Genomic DNA, 14,758 nt, shown 5'->3' on the forward strand with positions numbered 1-14,758 from the left:
GAGGGTCCATGATATACAACCCTGACCAGTATTGCGCGTTACCATTGGGAATCGTGCTGCGTAGAACGCCCGGCCAGACGCGCTGGGCTAAGTACTACTGGCGAGTCAGTGGTGTCCTTCCGGGTGCCGGGCCTGCTGCCGGGCAGGTTTTGCGGTCCGAGGGTGATGCGGTTGAGGTTCATGCGGCCACCGTTACCCTTGAAATGCACGGCGCCGAGACGGAAGCCTATGTGCACGAGTTACAGGCAGAAGTGCCCAGCGTGTACGTAATTCTGCGCGAGGGCGACACGCCCGCCGACGCGCCCGAGGCGGTTCTGGCCACGCTCAGCCCCTATGAGGCGCAAGATTACTGTGACAGCGGCGAAGAGCTGGTTGAGAAGATCGCAATGCCCCCGTCTGTTCGCGTGGCCGTTGAGGCCTTTATCGAAGATTTCCACGCCGAAGAAACATTCAAGAAGCGTAAGCGCGACAAGCAGCGCGTTGACCTGAAGGCCGACGGCATCGGGGATCGGCGCATCGCGGGCATGACGGATGTCTATGCATCCCCTGCGCGCAAGCGGGAGCGTCTGATATGATGCGCTCTTGGTCGGATCGTAAGGCCGCCGTCGCCGCAGAGGCGCAGGCTGAGGTTGCTGCCGAAGAGGCCGCACAGGTTGAGGCGTTTGAGGCTGAACAGGCCGAGCGCACAGATGCTGAGATCCTTGAGGAGCTCGGCCTGCCTGATCCCGACACACTGGAGGAGGGGGCCGATTTTAAGGGCTTCCTGAATAAAAACGTCCCCGAGCGGATCAAGACCCGCGCGCTCAGACGCCTTTGGCGGCTGAACCCCGTTTTGGCGAATGTTGATGGCTTGGTCGATTACGGCGAGGATTACACCGACGCCGCTTGCGTCATTGAGGGTATGCAAACCGCCTATCAGGTCGGAAAAGGCATGCTGAAGCATATCGAGGCGTTGGCCGAGCAGTCTGAAGCTGATGCCGCCGCGCCCGAGGTGGCCGAGGCGGACGCCGAAGACACACTCGAGGACGTAACCGGCGAAGCTACCGATCCTGTGGCACCCGCCGAAGACACCCCCGCACCCGTATATTCTGCGGCAGATGTCCTTGAGGATGATGCCGCCGCTGTGGCCCCTCCGTTGTGGCGCCGCATGAAATTCACCTTCGAGGAGACCGCCTGATGAACGCCGCCGCCGATGTCACCCTGCCCGAGGAGGACCGCCTGCGCGCGGACCTTTATAACTACCTTGGGCTGATCCTGTCGGCGCCACCCGATCAAACGTTGTTGGACCAAACCGCAAGCCTCGCTGGCGATGAGGGGGATCTAGGGGCGGCGATCAACACGTTGGCCAAGCTGGCGCGCATCACCAAACCCGCCGCGATTGAGCGTGAGTTCAACGCATTGTTCATCGGTCTGGGCCGGGGCGAATTGCTGCCCTACGCGAGCTTTTACCTCACGGGCTTTCTTAACGAAAAACCGCTGGCCGCGCTGCGCCAAGACATGGCGCGCAAGGGTATTGGCCGGTCGGACACAGTGTTCGAGCCCGAAGACAACATCGCCAGCATGATGGAGATGATGGGCGCGATGGTTGCGGGCCGCTTTGGCAAGCCCGTACCGCTGAACGAGCAAAAAGAGTTCTTCAACAAACACATCGGCCCTTGGGCCCCTCACTTCTTTAGTGATTTGGAAGGTGCGAAAACCTCACTCTTTTACACACCGGTCGGAACGATCGGGCGTGTGTTCATGGAGATTGAGGCCGAAGCCTTCCGGATGAGCGCGGAGTAATCCGCATTTCGAGTGGCGCGAGCACCGCAAGGGGCTGGCGTCAGAACCCCATGAAACCCACGGAGATTTCATGACAGAGAAAGCCACAAAGGCATCGCGCCGCGACTTTCTGAAACTTGCAGGCACTGCGGCACCCGTTGCTGCGGTTGCAATGGCAGCAGGGGACACGGCCGAAGCCGCGGCACCCGACCTGACCAGCGAGACCATTCAGGATACTGCACACACGCGTGCCTATTTTGAAAGCGCCCGTTTCTAGGCGCAGATGATTTCGGCGTCCGGTTTTCGGGCGTGGGAGGAAACGATCCAAGCGACTGGTTGCGTGACGCCCGACTGCGACAGATCACACTTAAACACCAAGCGCGTGAGGCCCTCGAACGGGGTCGAACAAGCACGGAAGGAATGAAATATGCTTAGGAAAAAGACCAATGGGGTTGCGCGACGCCCCCAGCGGACCACTCTCCTGTCTGAAGCAGCCAACGCCACGGTAGACCGGCGCGCTTTCTTGCGCGGTTCGGGTCTGGCCATCGGCGGTCTGGCGGCCATCGCAGCCACTGGTGGTGCGGTGAAACCCGCATCCGCAGCAGCGGGCGCAGTTTCAGGCAACGTTGAAACCATTAAATCGGTCTGCACCCACTGTTCCGTGGGTTGTTCCGTTGTGGCCGAAGTGTCCAACGGCGTGTGGACTGGGCAAGAGCCCGGCTGGGACAGCCCCTTCAACCTCGGTGCGCATTGCGCCAAGGGGGCCTCGGTTCGTGAGCACGCCCACGGCGAACGCCGCCTCAAATACCCTATGAAAAAAGAGGGTGGTGAGTGGAAGCGCATTAGCTGGGAACAGGCGATCAATGAGATCGGCGACGGCATGACGTCCATCCGCGAAGAAAGCGGCCCGGACAGCGTTTACTGGCTCGGCTCCGCCAAGCACAACAACGAGCAGGCTTACCTGTTCCGTAAGTTCGCAGCCTACTGGGGCACGAACAACGTGGATCACCAAGCCCGTATTTGTCACTCCACGACTGTGGCTGGTGTTGCGAACACATGGGGCTACGGCGCCATGACGAACTCGTACAACGACATCCACAACTCCAAAGCAATCTTCATGATCGGCTCCAACGCCGCCGAAGCGCATCCGATTTCGCTGCTTCACATCCTGAAGGCGAAGGAAGAAAACAACGCACCCGTAATCGTTTGCGACCCGCGCTTCACGCGGACCGCCGCACACGCTGATGAGTATGTTCGCTTCCGTCCCGGCACCGACGTGGCGCTGGTTTGGGGTATTTTGTACCACATCTTCGAAAACGGTTGGGAAGACAAAGAGTTCATCCGCACCCGAGTTTGGGGCATGGACCAGATCCGTGACGAAGTGGCCAAATGGACACCCGAGGAAGTTGAGCGCGTAACCGGCACCCCCGGTGAGCAGCTGCGCCGCGTTGCTAAAACGCTCGCAAACAACCGCCCCGGCACCGTGATTTGGTGTATGGGTGGCACGCAGCACACCAACGGTAACAACAACACACGTGCATATTGCGTGCTTCAGCTGGCGCTGGGCAACATGGGCACGTCGGGTGGCGGTACCAACATTTTCCGTGGCCACGACAACGTGCAAGGCGCAACCGACCTTGGTGTTCTGTCGCACACGCTGCCAGGCTACTACGGTCTGTCCAACGGCGCTTGGGGTCACTGGGCCCGCGTTTGGGGTGAAGATCCCGAGTGGCTTGCAGGTCAGTTCGGTTCCATCACCGGCGCCGACGGCAAGGAAAAGTCGCTTCAGAACCTCACGGGTATTCCTGTGTCGCGCTGGATCGATGGTGTCCTCGAAGAAAAGGACAACATGGACCAGAACGACAACGTTCGTGCCATGGTGCTCTGGGGCCACGCGCCTAACTCGCAAACCCGTCAGGTCGAGATGAAGACCGCGATGGAGAAGCTGGACATGCTGGTCGTTATCGATCCGTATCCCACCGTCTCTGCCGTTCTGCACGACCGTACCGATGGTGTTTACCTGCTGCCCGCGTGTACGCAGTTCGAAACACGCGGCTCGGTGACGGCCTCCAACCGTTCGCTTCAGTGGCGTGACAAGGTTGTGGACCCTCTCTTCGAGAGCAAAACAGACCACGAAATCATCGGTTTGTTGGCGAAGAAGTTCGGCTTTGCCGACCGTTTCTTCCGCAACATCGAGATGGAAGACGAAGTTACGCCAAACGTTGAAAGCGTCACGCGTGAGTTCAACAGCGGTTTGTGGACAATCGGCTACACGGGTCAAAGCCCTGAGCGGATCAAACTCCACATGGCCAACCAGCACACCTTTGACCGCACGACGCTCAAAGCCGTTGGTGGACCCGCTGATGGGGACTACTACGGTCTGCCATGGCCTTGCTGGGGCACTGCCGACATGAAGCACCCCGGTACGCCCAACCTCTACGATATGTCGAAGTCGGTTGCTGATGGTGGTCTCACCTTCCGCGCACGTTTCGGCGTTGAGCGGGACGGCGACAACCTGTTGGCCGAAGGCGTCTACTCCAAAGACAGTGAGATCAAGGACGGCTACCCAGAGTTCACCATGCAGATGCTGATGGACCTTGGTTGGGACGGCGATCTGACTGCGGACGAACGTGCCGCGATCGACGCTGTTGCAGGCCCCAAGACCAACTGGAAAACCGACCTTTCGGGCGGGATCCAGCGGGTTGCGATCAAGCATGGTTGTGCGCCCTTCGGGAACGCAAAAGCCCGTGCCGTCGTGTGGACCTTCCCTGATCCGGTACCAACACACCGTGAGCCGCTCTACACGCCACGTCGTGATCTGGTTGCGGATTATCCCACCTATGAGGACCGTAAGTTCTATCGTCTGCCGACGATGTACGCCTCGATCCAAAAGAACGACTTCAGCAAGGATTACCCAATTATCCTGACCTCTGGTCGTCTTGTGGAATATGAAGGTGGCGGTGATGAAACCCGTTCGAACCCCTGGCTGGCTGAACTTCAGCAAGACATGTTCGTTGAAATCCACCCACGTGACGCCAACAACCTTGGTGTGCGGGATGGGTCTCAGGTTTGGGTCGAAGGCCCAGAGGGCGGCAAAGTCAAAGTCATGGCGATGGTCACCGAGCGGGTGGGTGAGGGCGTTGCCTTCATGCCGTTCCACTTCGGCGGTCACTTCCAAGGCCAAGACTTGCGCGCGAAATATCCAGAAGGGGCAGACCCCTACGTTCTGGGTGAATCGTGTAACACCGCGCAAACCTACGGCTACGACTCGGTCACTCAGATGCAAGAGACCAAGTCCACGCTTTGCAAAATCATGCCTGCGTAAGGAGAGAGAAAAATGGCAAGAGCAAAATTTCTCTGTGACGCCGAGCGCTGCATCGAATGCAACGCCTGTGTGACGGCCTGTAAGAACGAGCACGAGGTGCCTTGGGGCATCAACCGGCGCCGCGTGGTGACCATCGAAGATGGTAAGCCCGGGGAACGTTCCATCTCGGTCGCATGTATGCACTGCTCGGATGCGCCGTGTATGGCTGTATGTCCTGTGGATTGCTTCTACCAGACCGATGACGGTGTGGTTCTGCACTCCAAAGACCTGTGCATCGGGTGTGGTTACTGCTTCTATGCGTGTCCCTTCGGCGCGCCGCAGTACCCACAGGCTGGCAACTTCGGTTCGCGCGGCAAGATGGACAAGTGTACATTCTGTGCCGGTGGCCCAGAAGAAACACACTCCACAGCCGAGTTCGGCAAATACGGTCGTAACCGGATTGCAGAAGGCAAACTGCCTATCTGTGCCGAGATGTGCTCCACTAAGGCGCTTCTGGCGGGCGATGGCGACACAGTGTCGAACATCTACCGTGAGCGTATCGTGGCGCGCGGCTTCGGTTCCGGTGCTTGGGGCTGGGGTACAGCCTACGAGCGTAAAGGCGGCTAAGCCGCTCAGACGTTCGGCCCGCTTCGTTCGGGCCGGGCTCTGAGATTGGAGAGGCCGCACACAACCGTGCGGCCTTTTTTCGCTGTTTCATGCAGGAGCGTGGCGCGCCTTATCGATCTGGCGTCGCTCTGCTTTCGCAGCCTTTGCGGGGTCTTGTGGTGCTCATACACGGAGCCGACCGCTTAGGTTGTTTGGATAAAAATAGGGGTGGATGACCCCAAGGAGACAGACATGCTGAACCGATTACTATCGATTGCGCTGCTCGTTATGACAGTGTCGGTCACCGGCGTTTGGGCGCAGGATACTGACCGCACGTCGACTGGCGGCGCGCAAACTCTTCAGGACATTCTCGCGCGTCAAAACGCAGAGAAAGTCGACAACTCATTCCGCAGCGAGGCGACGGGTGATCCGGCGATCGCGGCACCGATCACCGAAAATCTTGGCACACTTGGCGGCCAGTCGGACCCCGAACTGTGGCGTGCGCTCCGCTTTGGCAGTGCCGACGTCACCGTCAGCTCAGGCGGTGAGGTGGCAGAGGTCATCATGCAGGACACAGGCTCTGCTTGGTTGCAGTTCCGCGAAGGCCCGCTGCTGAGCTATGGCGCTTACATCCTTGGCGGCACGCTTCTGGCGCTGTTGGTGTTTTACCTGCTGCGTGGCCCCGTCAAAGTGGATGAGCCCTTCACGGGCCGGACCGTCACGCGCTTCAAGGCGGTTGAGCGGTTCGCGCACTGGCTCTTGGCCAGTTCGTTCATCGCGCTGGGTATCACCGGGTTGTTGGTGCTGTTCGGGCGGCTCTACATTGCGCCCTACCTTGGCAAAGATACCAACGCGCTGCTGCTGGGCTATTCCAAGCTGGTGCACAACAGCATTGGCTGGGCCTTTATGGTCGCGCTGGTGATGATCTTTGTGTTCTGGGTTGCGCACAACCTGCCTGACCGTACAGACATCAAATGGTTCGCGCAGTTCGGCGGGATCGTCGGCAAGAACCACCCCCCCGCGAAAAAGTTCAATGGCGGTCAAAAGATCATCTTCTGGTCTGTGATTGTCTTTGGCTCCGTGATCTCGCTGACGGGTGTGTCGCTGCTGTTCCCCTACGAGGTGCAAATTTTTGCGCAGTTCAACCCGCTGATGAACCAGTTGGGTCTGGCTGAGTTGATCTGGGGCACCACTCTGCCCGAGGCACCGCTGCCGCACCAAGAAATGCAAGCTTCGCAGATGATGCACACAGGCGCTGCATTGGTTCTTATGGCGATCATCGTGGCCCATATCTACATCGGTACGGTGGGGATGCAGGGCGCGTATGACGCGATGGGTTCGGGTGAAGTCGATGAGGCATGGGCCCATCAACACCACTCGCTCTGGCTCGAAGAAGTAAAAGAAAAAGAAGGCGCGGCACCCAAAAGTGCAACGCTCGCAGAGTAGAAAGACAGATCCATGAAAGCACTTTTACTCGGCGTATTGACGACCTGCGTGATCGGTGTTGTGGCCTACTACGGCCTCAACAACGCAGGCTGGTCGTCGCAGGACGTCTATAGCAGCGAGAACGTGCGCCTCGACTAAACGGGCCACGATCAAGACGAAAAATCAAAGGCGCGGGTCTCTCAGGAGGTCCGCGCTTTTTCGTATGGTCGTACCGGATAAGTGGACAGGCTTGCGAAAAAGGGTAAACCCCCACAGCCGACCTCGGTCGTCTTTTTCGCGGTATTAACCTGAAAAGGGGGAGGATGGTGGGCGACCCTGGAATCGAACCAAGCGTGGGTCTCCCCGGCGGAGTTACAGTCCGCTGCCGCACCTTGCAGCCCGTCGCCCATCCTGCGGGTCAGATACAAAGCGGGGCGGGGGGCGTCAATGGTGTTTCGGGTCTTTTCTTGGGGCGGGTCGATTTTTTCGTCACCTTGCCAAAAACGCCCGTCTGGCGCATGAGGGGGCAACAGAAGGATACCACGATGAAAAAGCCCAAGTGGGTTGTTGAGAAAGAACGCAGCAAGCGTGCGGCGGCAGCGGAAACGGTTTGGCTGTTCGGCCTGCACGCTGTGCGTGATGCCCTGCAAAACCCGGCGCGCGATCGTCTGCGCCTAGTTGTGACCAAAAACGCGGCCGATAAACTGGCCGAAGCGATTGCGACTTCGGGCATGGAGCCTGAAATTGCCGATCCGCGCAAATTCCCTGTGCCGCTTGATCCCGGCTCGGTGCACCAAGGTGCGGCCCTAGAGGTCAAGGCGCTGGATTGGGGCGCGTTACGTGATGTGTGCCGCCCCGGTGCGGGGCAATCGCCACGCGTGGTGTTGTTGGACCGTGTGTCTGATCCACATAACGTGGGCGCGATCCTACGCTCGGCTGAGGTGTTTGGCGCGCGTGCGGTTATCGCTCCCTCGCGCCATTCGGCCCCCGAAACCGGGGCTTTGGCAAAAACGGCCTCCGGCGCGCTGGAACGCCAGCCCTATTTGCGGATCGGCAACTTGGGCGACGCGATGGAGGCCCTGAAGGACTTGGGTTACACCATCATCGGCATGGACGGCGAAGCGCCCGAGACATTGGCCGCCCTTGCGCCGCAGATGTCCGACCGACCCGTCGCGATTGCGTTGGGCGCCGAGGGGCCCGGCCTGCGCGACCGGACCAAATCGCTATGCGATTATTTGGTGCGGATCGACCCGGCCGGCGGTTTTGGCTCGCTGAACGTTTCAAATGCGGCGGCAGTGTCCCTATATGCATTGGGCACACAAGGAAGCTAGCATGGCCCATCAGATCAAACTCGCCACGTGTTGTTATTGTGGGCGGCGTACTGCGCTGCGCCCAACGGCACGTGACGGGCATGAACTGGCCTGCGGTGCCTGCGGCGCGCCCCTGCACAACATGAAGGCGATGCCGCTTGACCCTCAGGTGGGGGCTTCGCGCAAAAAGGCATCAGTGCCCAAGCCAACACCGGGCTTCAGCCTATCCGGCAAGAAACGCAAGAAGCCGAAGAAAAGCAAACCTCTGTGGCGCAAAGCCTTGGAGGAGGTTTGGGATGTGGTCGAGGACGTGTTTGACTGACGTATAGGGGGGGCGATCACGGCTGCGTGAGCCAAGCCTTTAAACCACGCCCTGCGTGCCTATGTATTGGATATGAAGCGACGAGACTGGAACGTTCGTCACACCTTCACTGTCCCTCGTTCCGCACCTATCCGCCCGATGCTTGCGCGTCGGGCTTTTTTTTGGGACGGTCGCGCCATGTTAGAAAACCCCTCAGACGCCGAGATCTATGATCTGCTGGCCACACCGCTCCGCATCGCCCTTGTTGGGGCGTCCCTCAATCCTGCGCGGGCCAGCCATTCCGTGGGGAACATGCTGGCGGGGCGCGGGCACCATGTCGTGGGCGTAAACCCCTGTCATGCGGGCACGCCCCTGTTTGGTCAGCCCATCGTCGCCCGCCTAGAGGACGTGCCCGGACCCGTCGACATGGTGGATGTCTTTCGCCAAAGCGACGCGTTGCCTGCCATTGTTGAGACGGTGATCACGCAGATGCCATCGGTCAAAGTGATCTGGACGCAGCTTGATGTTGTGCATGAAGAGGCCGCCGCACGTGCGCGTGCCGCAGGGCTTATGGTCATCCAAGACCGCTGCCCCGTCATCGAATACCGCCGGTTGTTCTAACGCAGGCGGCGGCCTTCTGAATAGGCCACAAGTTGGCGCGACAGCACCCCAATGGCCGTGTGCAGAAGAACCGTCAGGCAGGCCAGAACGATGAGGCTTGCGAACATCAGGTCGATCTTGGCACGGCCATTGGCTAGCAGCATCAAATAGCCAAGGCCCTTCGACGCCCCAACCCATTCGCCGATTACCGCGCCGATGGGCGCATAGACCGCAGCCAGCCGTAGGCCCGTGCCAAGCGAGGGCAGGGCGTGGGGCACTTGGATCCGCAAAAGCGTCTGCAAGGGGCGCGCACCCATGATCTTGGCCTGATCCAGCAGCCCCCGATCCACCCGCGTCAGGCCGTCGTGAAAGGCGGACGTGACGGGGAAATAGATGATCAAGACCGTCATCACGATCTTGGAGGCCATCCCATAGCCGAACCAAAGCGTCAGCACGGGGGCAAGGGCAAAGACCGGCACGGCTTGGGTGAACACAAGGATCGGCAACATCAACCGTTCCGCCGTTTTGGACAGGGTCAGTTGGATGGCCGTGGCCACGCCCAGAAGGGTGCCAAGGATCAGGCCCGCAATGATTTCTTGCAGGGTCACAAGTGCGTTTTCCGCGATAACCTCACGGCTGTGGATCAGGGCGTTGGCCACTCGCAGGGGCGAGGGCAGGATGAAATGGGGCGCTCCGGTGATCCAGACGAGCGCTTGCCACAGCCCAAGCCCGACGGCGAGGGCGGCCAGTATATCGCGCTTTCTCATGCGGCTTGGACCTCCCGTAGGTGGGCCAAGAGCGCGGACTGGCAGGCAAGGGTGTCTGGCGCTTCGATGGCGCGGATTGGGGGCGTGCTAGGTGCGGGCCACGGGGTGGCTCCTTGCGCCGACATCACCAAGATCTGATGGCCAAGGCGCGCCGCTTCTGCGGGATCATGGGTCACAAGCAGGACGGTTTTGCCGTGCAAAACCTCGGCTGCCAGTTCTTGCATATCGGCACGGGTCCCGGCATCAAGCGCTGAGAACGGCTCATCCAGAAGGACGATGGGGCGGTCCTCCATCAAGACACGGGCAAGGGCCGCGCGTTGGCGCATCCCGCCAGACAAAGCCGCGGGTGTTTTGTCGGCGTGGGCGCGTAGGCCGACGCGGTCCAAAAGGGAACGAGCGCGCGCGTGGTTCGGTGCCTCACCACGCAGCTTGGCACCGATCACGACGTTATCCATGACCGAAAGCCACGGCATCAAAAGGTCCGATTGCGCCATATAGCCAAGCCGCCCTTGGATGGGGGCCGCGTCGCTTGCGGTGATCGTGCCGTCAAACACGCCCCCGGTGTCGAGGCCCGCAATCAGGCGCAGGACCGTAGATTTCCCAACCCCAGACGGCCCCAGCAAACAGGTCCATTCGGCAGCCCCTAGCGCGATATCCGCGTCGAACAGCACGCTTTGCGCGATGCTGTGGGTGCCGCACAGCCTGATGCCGGGGGCCGTGGGGTCGGGGTTGCGCGTCATGCGCCGCGCAACCCCATGCCCCAAAAGCCGACCTCAAGTTGGGTGGCTAATGTGAACCGCGCTTGAAGAGCATTTGCGCGGGGGCTGGCGTCCAACGACCCCAAACGCCGTGCAGCGGCGGCGTCCAACATCCCACCCACTGTGGTGCAGATGCCTTGGTACTCGGCACCTGAATAGGTGTCGATCCAGTCGGTATAGGGCGTGTTGGGGGCAGCCTCTGCCTTGAGCCGCAGGCCGATTTCGCCGTAGCCCATAACGCATGGGGCCAGTGCTGCCATGAGGTCCAAAAAATCCCCTTGTAGGCCCGCGTCCATTACATAGCGGGTGTAGGCAAGGTTCTCGGGGGCCTCGGTGGCGTTGAACAACGTGTCCTCGGAGATCCCCACAGCGGCACATGTTTTGACGTGCAAGGCCATCTCGTGATTGACGAGCCCATCAACAGTGTTCGCACAGACGGTCATCTCTTCGAGGGTTTCTGATTTCACCACGCCGAGCGACCACGCCCGCGCAAAGTGGACCAAGAAAACGTAGTCCTGCACGAGGTATTGGAGGAACGACGCATGTGGCAGGGACCCATCCCGGAGACCTTCGACAAAGGCGTGCCGCGTGTATTGGTGCCAAGGGGCATCGGGGGTCTCACTGGCGCCTGCGCGCCAGTGTTTGAAGGTTTTTCCGTAATCTGGTGTCATTGTGCGGTCACATCGATGGCGAGTTTGGAAACTGGGTTCACGCTGGGGATCAGGCCTGCCTCGAACAAGAATTGCTCATATGTGGCGTAGCGGCCTGCGCTCATGGCTTGGGGACGGGTGGCGAAACGGGGCAGCGTATCGACCCATGCGCGCGCGTTAAGTTCGTCGTCCAACTCTTTGGATGTACTGCGGAAAATATCCCATGCAGCCTCGGGATGGTTCACGATGTACTGCGTGGCTTTTTCCACGGCGCCCAAGAAGCGGGTGATTTTGTCGGCATCCATCGTGTCAGGATTGGCCACAAAGATCAGCTCGTCGTAGGCAGGCAGCCCGATTTCCTCAACCGCAAAGCAGCGGCCCGCCACGCCTTCGATATCCATCTGGTTCAGCTCAAAGTTCCGATAGGCGCCCAAGACGGCATCCACCTGACCCGACATCAGCGAGGGCGACAGCGACCAGTTCACATTGACCAGCTCGACTTCATCCAATGCAACGCCGTCCTCGGCGAGGATCGCAGCCAGCATGGCTTCCTCTACGCCGCCCACGGAAAAGCCGATCTTTTTGCCCTTTAGGTCACCGGGGGTTTGGACGGGGCTGTCTTCTAGCACCAAAAGGCAGTTCAGGGGCGTGGCGATCAGTGTGCCAACCCGTTGCAGGGGCAGGCCTTCATGGACCTGAAGGTGCAGTTGCGGCTGGTAGGACAGGGCCAGATCACCGCGACCCGCAGCCACCAGTTTGGGTGGGTCCGAGGGGTCCGCCGGGGGGATCACCTCAACCTCAAGACCAGCATCGGCAAAGTAGCCGCGCTCTTCGGCGATCACGATGGGGCCGTGGTTTGGGTTCACAAACCAGTCCAGAAGGAGGGTCATTTGATCCTGCGCAACGGCAGGTGTTGCCGCCAAGAATGCGGCGGCTGTCAGGAGGTGTTTCATGATGATGTGTCCTTAGTGACGTGTGTTGTGGTGGCCGCAGCGAGGGCGATTTCGCCCGGCCACGTTTTGGAGAATTCTTCGGCGGTGCGCCAAGCGCGCAATCCCGTGGCACAGGCCAAAACAAGGCGGCGTGGGTCGGGCGCGTCGGGCAAGGTGCGCCGCGCGCTGGGGTGGATCGGGGTCGGGGCCTCAGCCTCGGGGCGCAGCTCAACGATTAGGTCGCTGGGGCCGGGGGTGACGAAGGCAAATGCGCGGGTGGGTTCCGGCGCGTCGTGAAAATCCATCCGCGCATGGTGCCAGCCGGTCGTGTTGACCTGTACCAATGTGCCCAGCGGAGACGGCCCCGCACCCAGCAAAACCTGTAGAGACATTTGCGCCTGCATCGCACCGATTTGCGCGACAACGGGGCCCATAACGCCCGCAGTTGCACAGGACGCGCCGCTGTCGGGCGCATCTGGAAACACGGCGCGCAGACTGGGCGCGCCACCGCAAAATCCACCGACGTACCCGCCGTGGCCCAGCACGGAGGCTGAGATCAAAGGCACCCCTGCTGCAAGGCACAGGTCCGAGGCGAGGTAGCTTGCCGCATAGCTGTCGGCGCAATCCAGCACGATGTCATGATCAGCGATCAGGGCGGGGGCCATGTCGGGGGCAAAGGCGTCCTGCAGAGCTGTGACCGTAATCTCGCTGTTCAAGGCCCGCATCCGCGCGGCGGCGATTGTGGCCTTGGGGGCGCCGACGTCGGCCTCGGAAAATAATGTCTGGCGGTGCAAGTTGCTGAGCGCGACTGTGTCGGGGTCCAGCACCGTGATCCGCCCCACGCCCGCGCCCGCCAACAGCGGCAACACAGGCGCGGCCAGCCCGCCTGCGCCCACTACCAACACGGACGCCGCAGCCAGCCGCTGTTGGCCGCCGGCCCCCACGGCGGGCAATTGCATTTGGCGGGCGTAGCGGCTCATTTCGCGACCTCAAGCCACGCGCGCACGCGGGCCTCTGGGTCGGGGTTCAGGGTAATGTCCGTCACCGCTGAGACGACGTCGGCCCCGGCGGCAAAGGCCCCCGGCGCGCGCTCAACACTCATCCCGCCGATGGCGACCAAGGGTACGTCTCCCATTTCTGATTTCCAGCGGGTCAAGCGCTCGGTGCCTTGGGGATCCCACTTCATCTGCTTTAAGATCGTCGGGTAAACTGGCCCTAATGCCAGATAATCTGGTTTGTGATCCAAGGCGCGCCGCCGCTCTGGCCCATCATGGGTGCTGAGCCCAAGGCGCAAGCCTGCAGCACGGATTGCGTCCAGATCGGCGGTATCGAGGTCCTCTTGACCAAGGTGCAACCACGCGCAGCCTTCTTCAATCGCGAGCTGCCAATAGTCGTTCACCACCAGCTGGCAATCATGGGCGGCGCAGATGGTTTTGGCGCGGCGGATTTCGGCGCGGACCTCATCCAATGTGCGGTCCTTAACGCGCAACTGGACCAGTTTGATGCCGAGTGGCACCAACCTCTCAATCCAATCGGCGCTGTCAAAGATGGGGTAAAATCGCGGCAGGCTCATGACAGGAACGCCTTTCCGATGACGGGTGTCGAAGGGGCAGCCATGTCGCGTGGTTCCATTGGGTCTGCCTCAGCCGCGAGGGTGCCTGCGGCGACGGCCTGTGCAAAGGCCAACGCCATTGCGGCCGGGTCGCCTGCCTTGGCTACCGCCGTGTTCAACAGGACCGCGTCAAAGCCCATTTCCATTGCGGCGGCCGCCTGTGACGGCAGGCCAAGGCCTGCGTCGATCACCAAAGGCACGTCCGGGAAATGCGCCCGCATCGCACGCAGGCCAAAGACGTTGTTCAACCCCTTGCCCGAGCCGATGGGTGCGCCCCAAGGCATCAAAACCTCGCAGCCCGCGTGCAGCAGGCGGTCGGCCACCACAAGATCCTCGGTCGTGTAGGGGAATACTTGGAAGCCGTCCTCGGTCAGGATGCGCGCAGCCTCGACCAAGCCAAAGACGTCGGGTTGTAGCGTGTCTTCCTCGCCGATGACCTCAAGCTTGATCCATTTGGTATCAAACACTTCGCGGGCCATATGGGCGGTGGTGACCGCTTCTTTCACGGTGTGGCATCCGGCGGTGTTGGGCAGGACGTGCACGCCCAAGCCTTGGATCATCTGCCAAAAGTCTTGGCCCGCGCGGTCCTGACCGCTTTCGCGGCGCAAGGATACGGTGGCCACTGACGCGCCTGAGCGTTGGAACGCATCCGCGAGAATGGCGGGGGACGGATATTGCGCCGTGCCCAGCATGAACCCATTAGGAAGGTGGGTGCCGTAAAATGCGCGCATC

At 60.8% G+C, this 14,758-nt stretch carries 18 protein-coding genes and 1 tRNA gene; 11 read left to right on the forward strand and 8 right to left on the reverse strand.

Translation table 11 applies throughout. The features are described from left to right. Positions 1-8 precede the first annotated feature (8 nt). The 8 genes from PM04_RS10215 (at position 9) to PM04_RS18330 (ending at position 7,255) form a co-directional block, all read left to right on the forward strand. On the forward strand, positions 9-575 hold the full coding sequence (locus PM04_RS10215; protein WP_038006339.1) for a DUF3305 domain-containing protein: 567 nt from the start codon (positions 9-11) through the stop codon (positions 573-575). Next, entirely contained in the window at positions 572-1,177 is a 606-nt protein-coding gene (locus PM04_RS10220) for a DUF3306 domain-containing protein (RefSeq protein ID WP_038006340.1), read from the forward strand. The genes PM04_RS10215 and PM04_RS10220 overlap by 4 nt, the downstream gene beginning before the upstream one ends. Beyond that, the gene (locus PM04_RS10225) at positions 1,177-1,782 is read left to right on the forward strand and encodes a molecular chaperone (protein WP_038006342.1); all 606 of its coding nucleotides are present in this window, start codon (positions 1,177-1,179) and stop codon (positions 1,780-1,782) included. The genes PM04_RS10220 and PM04_RS10225 overlap by 1 nt, the downstream gene beginning before the upstream one ends. A 70-nt stretch (positions 1,783-1,852) precedes the next feature. Next, a complete protein-coding gene (locus PM04_RS10230) occupies positions 1,853-2,038 on the forward strand; it encodes a twin-arginine translocation signal domain-containing protein (protein WP_038006343.1) in 186 nt (61 codons plus the stop codon). 150 nt (positions 2,039-2,188) lie between these two features. Further along, entirely contained in the window at positions 2,189-5,086 is a 2,898-nt protein-coding gene (locus tag PM04_RS10235; RefSeq protein ID WP_038006345.1) for a formate dehydrogenase subunit alpha, read from the forward strand. A 12-nt stretch (positions 5,087-5,098) separates the two neighbouring features. Further along, a complete protein-coding gene (gene fdh3B, locus PM04_RS10240; protein WP_038006347.1) occupies positions 5,099-5,692 on the forward strand; it encodes a formate dehydrogenase FDH3 subunit beta in 594 nt (197 codons plus the stop codon). 231 nt (positions 5,693-5,923) lie between these two features. Continuing rightward, positions 5,924-7,117 carry a formate dehydrogenase subunit gamma gene (locus tag PM04_RS10245; protein ID WP_038006348.1) on the forward strand — a complete coding sequence of 398 codons (1,194 nt, stop codon included), beginning with the start codon at positions 5,924-5,926 and terminating at the stop codon, positions 7,115-7,117. A 12-nt stretch (positions 7,118-7,129) separates the two neighbouring features. Continuing rightward, a complete protein-coding gene (locus PM04_RS18330; protein WP_255347911.1) occupies positions 7,130-7,255 on the forward strand; it encodes a hypothetical protein in 126 nt (41 codons plus the stop codon). 165 nt (positions 7,256-7,420) lie between these two features. On the opposite strand, the gene PM04_RS17880 is transcribed toward PM04_RS18330, so the two are convergent. Next, positions 7,421-7,504: transfer RNA gene (locus tag PM04_RS17880), tRNA-Tyr, on the reverse strand. A gap of 137 nt (positions 7,505-7,641) precedes the next feature. Between PM04_RS17880 and PM04_RS10250 the strand changes: the two genes are divergently transcribed. The 3 genes from PM04_RS10250 (at position 7,642) to PM04_RS10260 (ending at position 9,328) form a co-directional block, all read left to right on the forward strand. Beyond that, positions 7,642-8,427: an RNA methyltransferase gene (locus PM04_RS10250; RefSeq protein WP_038006650.1), complete on the forward strand. Its 786-nt coding sequence runs from the start codon at positions 7,642-7,644 to the stop codon at positions 8,425-8,427. A 1-nt stretch (position 8,428) separates the two neighbouring features. Beyond that, on the forward strand, positions 8,429-8,728 hold the full coding sequence (locus PM04_RS10255) for a hypothetical protein (protein ID WP_038006349.1): 300 nt from the start codon (positions 8,429-8,431) through the stop codon (positions 8,726-8,728). A gap of 177 nt (positions 8,729-8,905) precedes the next feature. Beyond that, on the forward strand, positions 8,906-9,328 hold the full coding sequence (locus tag PM04_RS10260) for a CoA-binding protein (RefSeq protein ID WP_038006351.1): 423 nt from the start codon (positions 8,906-8,908) through the stop codon (positions 9,326-9,328). Here PM04_RS10260 and PM04_RS10265 read toward each other — a convergent pair. Genes PM04_RS10265 through PM04_RS10295 form a run of 7 tightly spaced genes read right to left on the reverse strand, consistent with a single transcriptional unit; the run spans position 9,325 to position 14,757 of the window. Beyond that, positions 9,325-10,074 carry an ABC transporter permease gene (locus tag PM04_RS10265; protein WP_038006353.1) on the reverse strand — a complete coding sequence of 250 codons (750 nt, stop codon included), beginning with the start codon at positions 10,072-10,074 and terminating at the stop codon, positions 9,325-9,327. The genes PM04_RS10260 and PM04_RS10265 overlap by 4 nt on opposite strands. Then, on the reverse strand, positions 10,071-10,814 hold the full coding sequence (locus PM04_RS10270) for an ABC transporter ATP-binding protein (protein ID WP_038006354.1): 744 nt from the start codon (positions 10,812-10,814) through the stop codon (positions 10,071-10,073). The genes PM04_RS10265 and PM04_RS10270 overlap by 4 nt, the downstream gene beginning before the upstream one ends. Further along, entirely contained in the window at positions 10,811-11,503 is a 693-nt protein-coding gene (gene tenA, locus PM04_RS10275) for a thiaminase II (protein ID WP_038006355.1), read from the reverse strand. The genes PM04_RS10270 and tenA overlap by 4 nt, the downstream gene beginning before the upstream one ends. Continuing rightward, positions 11,500-12,435 carry an ABC transporter substrate-binding protein gene (locus PM04_RS10280; RefSeq protein ID WP_038006356.1) on the reverse strand — a complete coding sequence of 312 codons (936 nt, stop codon included), beginning with the start codon at positions 12,433-12,435 and terminating at the stop codon, positions 11,500-11,502. Before PM04_RS10280 ends, tenA begins: the two co-directional genes overlap by 4 nt. Then, a complete protein-coding gene (locus PM04_RS10285; RefSeq protein ID WP_038006357.1) occupies positions 12,432-13,394 on the reverse strand; it encodes a HesA/MoeB/ThiF family protein in 963 nt (320 codons plus the stop codon). Before PM04_RS10285 ends, PM04_RS10280 begins: the two co-directional genes overlap by 4 nt. After that, the gene (locus PM04_RS10290; protein WP_038006358.1) at positions 13,391-13,987 is read right to left on the reverse strand and encodes a thiamine phosphate synthase; all 597 of its coding nucleotides are present in this window, start codon (positions 13,985-13,987) and stop codon (positions 13,391-13,393) included. The genes PM04_RS10285 and PM04_RS10290 overlap by 4 nt, the downstream gene beginning before the upstream one ends. After that, the gene (locus tag PM04_RS10295) at positions 13,984-14,757 is read right to left on the reverse strand and encodes a thiazole synthase (RefSeq protein WP_038006359.1); all 774 of its coding nucleotides are present in this window, start codon (positions 14,755-14,757) and stop codon (positions 13,984-13,986) included. Before PM04_RS10295 ends, PM04_RS10290 begins: the two co-directional genes overlap by 4 nt. Position 14,758: the final 1 nt, after the last annotated feature.

The organism is Thalassobacter sp. 16PALIMAR09 (assembly GCF_000765485.1).
GTDB lineage: Bacteria > Pseudomonadota > Alphaproteobacteria > Rhodobacterales > Rhodobacteraceae > Thalassobacter > Thalassobacter stenotrophicus.